The organism is Paracoccus sphaerophysae, from assembly GCF_000763805.1.
Taxonomy (GTDB): Bacteria; Pseudomonadota; Alphaproteobacteria; order Rhodobacterales; family Rhodobacteraceae; genus Paracoccus; species Paracoccus sphaerophysae.
Genome location: NZ_JRKS01000109.1, coordinates 1 through 6,108 on the forward strand (window position 1 = coordinate 1; position 6,108 = coordinate 6,108).

At 70.2% G+C, this 6,108-nt stretch carries 8 protein-coding genes and 1 pseudogene; 6 read left to right on the forward strand and 3 right to left on the reverse strand.

Annotated elements, in window-relative coordinates:
• Positions 1 to 227: 227 nt before the first annotated feature.
• Positions 228 to 740, reverse strand: coding sequence for a FadR/GntR family transcriptional regulator (locus IC63_RS16320; RefSeq protein ID WP_198026355.1), 513 nt, complete (start codon positions 738 to 740; stop codon positions 228 to 230).
• Here IC63_RS16320 and IC63_RS16325 point away from each other — a divergent pair.
• The 6 genes from IC63_RS16325 to IC63_RS16345 all read left to right on the forward strand — a co-directional run bounded on the left by IC63_RS16325 (position 730) and on the right by IC63_RS16345 (position 4,492).
• Positions 730 to 963 (forward strand): ABC transporter permease subunit, encoded by a 234-nt coding sequence (locus IC63_RS16325; RefSeq protein WP_036722534.1) that lies wholly within the window; start codon positions 730 to 732, stop codon positions 961 to 963. The two genes, IC63_RS16320 and IC63_RS16325, sit on opposite strands and share 11 nt — an antisense overlap.
• Positions 960 to 1,331, forward strand: a complete 372-nt coding sequence (locus tag IC63_RS18600; protein ID WP_198026356.1) for a hypothetical protein — start codon at positions 960 to 962, stop codon at positions 1,329 to 1,331. The genes IC63_RS16325 and IC63_RS18600 overlap by 4 nt, the downstream gene beginning before the upstream one ends.
• Positions 1,332 to 1,395: 64 nt before the next feature.
• Positions 1,396 to 1,593, forward strand: a complete 198-nt coding sequence (locus tag IC63_RS18605; RefSeq protein ID WP_198026357.1) for an ABC transporter permease subunit — start codon at positions 1,396 to 1,398, stop codon at positions 1,591 to 1,593.
• Positions 1,594 to 1,608: 15 nt separating this feature from the next.
• Complete coding sequence (locus tag IC63_RS16335) at positions 1,609 to 2,850, forward strand: SDR family oxidoreductase (RefSeq protein WP_036722537.1); 1,242 nt, start codon at positions 1,609 to 1,611, stop codon at positions 2,848 to 2,850.
• 23 nt (positions 2,851 to 2,873) lie between these two features.
• Positions 2,874 to 3,362 (forward strand): DUF421 domain-containing protein, encoded by a 489-nt coding sequence (locus tag IC63_RS16340; protein ID WP_036722539.1) that lies wholly within the window; start codon positions 2,874 to 2,876, stop codon positions 3,360 to 3,362.
• A gap of 110 nt (positions 3,363 to 3,472) precedes the next feature.
• Complete coding sequence (locus tag IC63_RS16345; RefSeq protein WP_036722541.1) at positions 3,473 to 4,492, forward strand: nucleotidyltransferase family protein; 1,020 nt, start codon at positions 3,473 to 3,475, stop codon at positions 4,490 to 4,492.
• 246 nt (positions 4,493 to 4,738) lie between these two features.
• Here the strand turns inward: IC63_RS16345 and IC63_RS19015 are convergent.
• Positions 4,739 to 5,344, reverse strand: a pseudogene (locus tag IC63_RS19015) (extracellular catalytic domain type 1 short-chain-length polyhydroxyalkanoate depolymerase); the annotation flags it as partial.
• A 242-nt stretch (positions 5,345 to 5,586) separates the two neighbouring features.
• The gene (locus tag IC63_RS19020; RefSeq protein ID WP_232222658.1) at positions 5,587 to 5,967 is read right to left on the reverse strand and encodes an SIS domain-containing protein; all 381 of its coding nucleotides are present in this window, start codon (positions 5,965 to 5,967) and stop codon (positions 5,587 to 5,589) included.
• Positions 5,968 to 6,108 lie beyond the last annotated feature (141 nt).

Here is a 6,108-nt window from a genome sequence, read left to right on the forward strand (position 1 = left end):
TCTGCGAGCCTCGGGGGTCCGGGCGACGGGGATTCCATTGTCAGGTGAGCCAAGCATCACGATGTCCCGTTGCTGTTCGGGCTGTCGTTTTAGGCTTGCTTTGTAACGGGAACGCGAACCTTGCGTGCTGTTGGAGAACGGGCACCGCTGGTGTCGGAAGCCATGGCGAACGCCCGCTGGTCGGTCGAATTCGTCCAGGACCAGTTCGCTGAACCCCGCCGCCTCCCTCAGGCGTCGTCAGCCGCGGCGCCACGGCACAGCATGCGCAGCAGCGGATCGTAATGTTCTACGGTTGCCGCGCGATAGGCCTCGATAGCGCCCGAAGGGGCGGCCGCCAGCATGTCGGCATGCGCCCGCGTGGTGCCCATGATGTCGGCCGGAAGCGCGAGGCCCAGACGGGGCAGCACGGCCGAGTGAATATCCCAGAATGCGGTGCCCAGCTGTTCCATCAGCTGGTTGCCGACGGGGGCCAGCAATTCGGTGTGAAAGCGGCGGTCTTCCTGAAGAAAGTTGCGGCCCGCCGCCGCATGGTCCTGCATCTGCTGCACAAGCTGCGCCAGTGCCGGCCGGTCGCGGCCGCGACGGCACTCGACGACCCGATCCGCGAGCGCCAGATCGAACGCGAGGCGCAGCTCCACCACCTCGCGCAGGGCCGTCAGCTCTGCCCCCGGCGGAAGCACGCCGCGAAACACCAGCGTTTCGACCGGCGGCTTCAGCCGCATCTGGCCCATGCCGATCATCACAGTCATCGGCCTGTCGATCGCGTTGCTGGTCGCCGGGGCCGTGGTGACCGAGACCGTGTTCGGCCTGCCGGGCGTCGGCAACCTGGTCGTACAGGCCGTCCTGCGCCGCGACTATCCGGTGATTCAGGGGGCGCTTCTGGTCGTCGCCGGCATCTACGTCCTCATCAACTTCGCCGTGGACATGCTGTACCTCGCCGTCGACCCGCGGGTGCGCACATGATGCTGCCTCTGTCTGCGCCTTTCGCCAAGGGCTTCCGGCGCCTTGTCGGCAACCGGGCGATCCTTTTCGGCATCATCATCCTGGCCGTCGTGGTGCTGACTTCGCTCCTGGCGCCGCTGATCACGCCCTATTCACCGGCCAAGCTGTCGATCGCCAACCGCCCTAAGCCGCCATCGGGTGCGCATCTTTTCGGCACGGACGAATTCGGCCGCGACATCTTCACCCGCGCCGTCTTCGCCGGGCTCGTATCGCTTCTAGTCGGCCTGGCGTCGTCTGCATCGCGACGGTGCTGGGCGTCTTCCTCGGTCTTCTTGCCGGCTACTTCCGCCGGCTGGACGCGCCGATATCGCGGCTTCTCGACGCGATGATGTCGTTTCCCGACATCCTCCTCGCCCTCGCCCTCGTGGCGGCGCTGGGCCCTCGCTGTTCAACGTGATCCTGGCGCTCGGCATCACCTATGCGCCGCGCCTGGCAAGAATCGTGCGCAGCTCGACGCTGGTGCTGCACGAACTGCCCTATATCGAGGCCGCCGTCGCGCTGGGGCTGCCGACCTGGCAGATCCTGCTACGCCACGTCCTGGTCAACCTAGCCTCGCCCATCCTAGTCCACGCGTCTCGCAGATCTCCTTGATCCGCCGTTTCAGCTGTGCCGGATCTGGACCTCGACGCATGGCGCGCCCGCGCCTGCCGTCCGCTGGACCAGGCGGATCACTATGCCGGAATGACCGCCCGGGGCCTACACTACGGCCCGATGTTCCAGGGGCTGGACCAGATTGCAATCGTCCCGGACCATTCTGCCGTCGTCGCCCGTGTCCGCGCGCCGGAAGGGTTGGCGGACAAGGGCGAGATGCTGCACCCGGCCCTGCTCGATGCGGGTTTCCAAGCGCTGATCTCTGCCCTGCCCGATGACGCGGGTGGGGCCGCCTATGTGCCGGTCGGGATCGACGACATCCGTTTCCACGTCCGCCCCGGGCACGTCTTCTGGTGCGTGGGACAGCTGGGCGAACGCGACGCGCTGCGGATGCGCGCCGATCTCGTCCTGGTGGACGATGCCGGCCGGCCGCTGGTCGAATTGCGCGGGATCACCGCGCGCAGCCTTGGCCCCAGCGACGACAACACCGTGCAGGCTTCGGTGGACGCGCTGTTGGGCCGGTTCGAACTGGTCGCGGCCGAGCGGTCCTTCGCCGCCGACACCGCGGGCGACGGGCTGGTGCTGATTCAAGGCGGCGGCGAGGCGGGCGCGCAGATTTCCGACGCCCTGGCAGCGGGGTCGATGCCGATCGTGCGGGCGTTCGAAGGCCTGGCCTTCCGCGAAGGGCAGGACGAGTGGGTGATCCGCCGCGGCCACGCGGACGATCTAGCGGCGCTGCTGGGCCGAACCGGCACGGCGCATGTCGTCGATCTGCGCGCGCTTGCACCCCGGCTCGACGATCCCACCGGCCAGATGGGCGCAGGAACTGCTGGATCTCTTGCAGGCCATCCCGCAGGACGGCGCGCGGCGGCCCGCTGGTTGGCGGAGAAGGGCGCACGGCACCTCTATCTTGCCCGGCACCTCTATCTTGCCGGACGCCAGGGCGCGAACACCCCGGGCGCCGACGTCAAGCTTGCCGAGCTTGCCGCCTTGGGCGCGGATGCCCGTGCAGTCGCACTCGACGTGGCCGACGCAGATGCCGTGGCTGCCTCGCTGGCAGAGATCGCCGCCGCTGGCCACCCGCTGCGCGGCGTCGTCCACGCGGCCGGGGTGCTGGACGATGGTCCGGTCTATTCGCTGACCGCCGAGCAACTGGCGCGGGTCATGGCGCCCAAGGCGACCGGCGCATGGAACCTGCACCAGGCGACCCGCGACCTGCCGCTCGAGAGCCCGCGGGGCAGGGTTGCCCGGACATGACGCCGCACTCGAAAGGAGGACCGATGAGCGACCCCCTGATCTTCGACAGCTGGACCGGCCTCGGGCGGATCCTGTTCGCCGGCGCCATAGGCTACGGCGCGCTGGTAGCGATGCTGCGCGTCTCGGGCAAGCGCACGCTGAGCAAGATGAACGCCTTCGACCTGATCGTGACCGTGGCCCTCGGCTCGACGCTGGCCACCGTGATCCTGAACCGGAGCGTGCCGCTGGCCGAGGGGGTGCTGGCGCTGGCCCTGCTGATCTGCCTGCAATATGCGATCACCTGGACCTCGGTGCGCTGGACCCCGGTCGAGGGCATCGTCAAGAGCGAGCCCACGCTGCTCCTGCACGGGGGCTGCTTTCGTGAGGATGCCATGCGCCGTCAGCGCGTCACGCGGGCGGAGATCCTCGCAGCCTTGCGCGAAAGCGGCCTCGAGAGCCCGGGTGCCGCCCGGTCCGTGGTGCTCGAGAAGGATGGCAGCCTCTCGGTCGTGCCGCGCAAGGACGGCCGCTAGAGGGGCGTCAGGGCCGCCGTGCTCCGTGTGCATCAAACAACTTTCCGCTGCACACTTGCGCCATGTGCAGCGGGAAGATATTTGATGCACACACTCCCGGAGGGCCCGCCATGACGATCCGCTCGCATTCCCGGGCCGCGCAGGTCGCCTATCAGGACCTCCTCCGGCTTCATCTCGACGAGAGCGCCTCGGCGCTGATCGGCAGCGTCGAGCAGCGCACCCGCAACGGGCGGATCTATCTCTACGACAAGTTCCGCATCGGCACCGAGATGAAGAGCCGGTATCTCGGCGAGGGCACGCCCGAGCTTTTCGCGCGGCTCGAGCGGGCGGCAGCGCTGAAGGCCGGGGCCCAGGACCGCCGGGCGACCATGGCGCGCCTCGCCCGGGTGCTGCGCGCGGAAGGCTTCACCGCCACCGACCGCGAGACGGGCTCGCTGCTTCTGGCCTTCGCGCGGGCGGGCGTGTTCCGGCTGGGCGGCACGCTGGTGGGCACGGCCGCCTATGCGCTCTATCAGGGCGAGCTCGGCGTGCGGTTCGATGCCGAGGAGCTGTCCCAGACCGGAGACATCGACTTCGCGAGTTTCGAGCGGCTGTCGGTCGCGCTCGGCGACCGGGTCGAGGAGGAGCCGGGCGACATCCTGCAGACGCTGAAGTTCGATCCGGTGCCGGGGGTGGCCGACCGGCAGGTCTGGAAATGGCGCCAGAGCCGCGGGCAGGCGATGGTCGAATTCCTGACGCCCGCCTTCGGCGACGAGCGGGTGAAGCCGCTGCCCGCGCTCGGCATCAGCGCGCAGGCGCTGAACTATCTCAACTTCCTGATCGCAGAGCCCATTCCCGCCGTGGCGCTCTACCGGTCGGGCGTGCTGGTGCAGATCCCGCGGCCCGAACGCTTCGCGATCCACAAGCTGATCGTGGCCGACCGCCGTCGCGAGGGCCCGGAGCGGGCCAAGGCGCGCAAGGATCGCGGGCAGGCGGCCTTCCTGATCGAGCTGCTGGCCGCCGACCGGCCGGACGATCTGGCCGAAGCCTGGCGCGACGCGCTCGGCCGCGGCCCGCGCTGGCGCCAGCGGATCGAGGCGAGCCTCGCGCGGATGCCCGCCACGGCCCAGATCCTGCGCGACCTCGGCTGAGGAAGCCCCGCTCGCTGCCCGGGCCGATGGCCCTGCCGCGGGCGGCAGGGGCTGCCGTCGCGGACGGGCGAGAGGGGATGCCCTGCCGAACCGGCAGGGCAGGGCGCCGCCCCGGAGCCCGTCAGGCCCCGGCGAGGAAGAAGCGCACCATCTCGGCCGAGGCATCGGGCCCGGCTGGATCGGTGTAGGAGCCGGCGGACCGTCCGCCGACCAGGCATGGCCCGACCCCTCGACGCGCCAGAGTTCGGCCAGCGCGGTGCCGTCGGCGGCCGCGTGGGTCTCGCGCCGCCATGTCCGCCCGCCGGGGCTGCGCCCCTGCTCGCTGTGCGCCGCCGTCCGCCGCCCGCCAAGCGCCGCGTCGATCAGCCGCTGCGCATTGTCGGGATGCACCGTCGCATCCGCCGTGCCGTGGAAGACGATGGTGCGCGGCGCCGCGCTCGCCGCGGGTCGCGCCGTCCGCGCCTCGCCCCGCATGGCCGCGAAGGCCGAGATCACGTCATGCGCCGCCCGGTGCGGCAGGCCGGAATGGACCCCCACGGCCGAGAAGAGTCCGGGATGCGTGGCCCCGAGCGTCGCGGCCATCGCCCCGCCCGCCGAGAGGCCCGCGACGAAGATCCGCGCCGCATCCACCTCATGCCGGGCGGCCACCGCCTGCACGAGCTCGGCCAGAAGCGCGGGCTCGCCGCGATGGGCCTCCTGATCGCCGGGCCGGAACCCGTTCCAGCAGCCCTGCGCATTGTGGCTGCGGCCCTGATGGGGATAGAGAACGATCAGCCCGTGCCGCTCGGCCGCTTCATTCATCCCGGTGCCGGCCGCGAAATCCTCGGGCGTCTGGGTGCAGCCGGGCAGCATCAGGACGAGCCCCGGCCGGCCCTCCTGCGCCAGTATCGCCGGCTGGAAAGCCCCGCGGCGCAGCGCAGCGAAGCGGCCTCCTGATCCCTGACCGTCCCGGCGACGGCCGGAGCACCGCGAAGCCCCACAAGGGCCTTCGCGGTCTCTGTCGTCTGCCGGTCCTGCCGCCTCGCCGAAGGTCCGCGGAGATCCGGCGCCGATTTCAAGGTCCGGCGGCCCTCGGGCCGCCGGAGGCGCGAGGCTCAGTAGGCCACGCGCTTGTAGTAGCGCCGCGTGACCAGCGGGTGGTCGCGCATCACTTCGAGATGAGCGCTCAGACGCTCCATCAGCGTGGCCATCACCGCGGGCGAGATCAGCGCGCGCAGCTCGGGCGAGAGGGTCTGCGGGCAGTAATCGGCGGTCGAGATCACCGTCAGCCGGTCGGTATATTGACGCGCGAACTGCGCCACACGCTCGGCCAGCGGATCGTAGGCATCCTCGCCGCGGAACAGCACAAGGCTCACCCCCGGCTCGATCAGCTCGAGCGGGCCGTGGAAGAAATCCGACGCATGGACAGGCCGGGTGCGGATCCACTGCATCTCCTCGAGGATGCAGGTCGCGTAATAGAGCGCCTCGGGCCACATGTTCCCCGCGCCGGGGCGTTGTTGCGCAACTCAGCTAGCGGCGTGAGCTGCCCCTTTCCCCGCTGAACTCAGCTGACGCGAACGATCTCGGCGGTGCCGAGGGCGGAGAAGCGGTTCATGAGAGCAATGCGGATGTGGATC

Coding starts and splice junctions, on each gene's coding strand:
- IC63_RS16320 (WP_198026355.1), bottom strand. CDS start 740: ATGATCGGCATGGGCCAGATGCGGCTGAAGCCGCCGGTCGAAACGCTG.
- IC63_RS18600 (WP_198026356.1), top strand. CDS start 960: ATGATGCTGCCTCTGTCTGCGCCTTTCGCCAAGGGCTTCCGGCGCCTT.
- IC63_RS16340 (WP_036722539.1), top strand. CDS start 2,874: ATGAGCGACCCCCTGATCTTCGACAGCTGGACCGGCCTCGGGCGGATC.
- IC63_RS16325 (WP_036722534.1), top strand. CDS start 730: ATGCCGATCATCACAGTCATCGGCCTGTCGATCGCGTTGCTGGTCGCC.
- IC63_RS19020 (WP_232222658.1), bottom strand. CDS start 5,967: ATGTGGCCCGAGGCGCTCTATTACGCGACCTGCATCCTCGAGGAGATG.
- IC63_RS16345 (WP_036722541.1), top strand. CDS start 3,473: ATGACGATCCGCTCGCATTCCCGGGCCGCGCAGGTCGCCTATCAGGAC.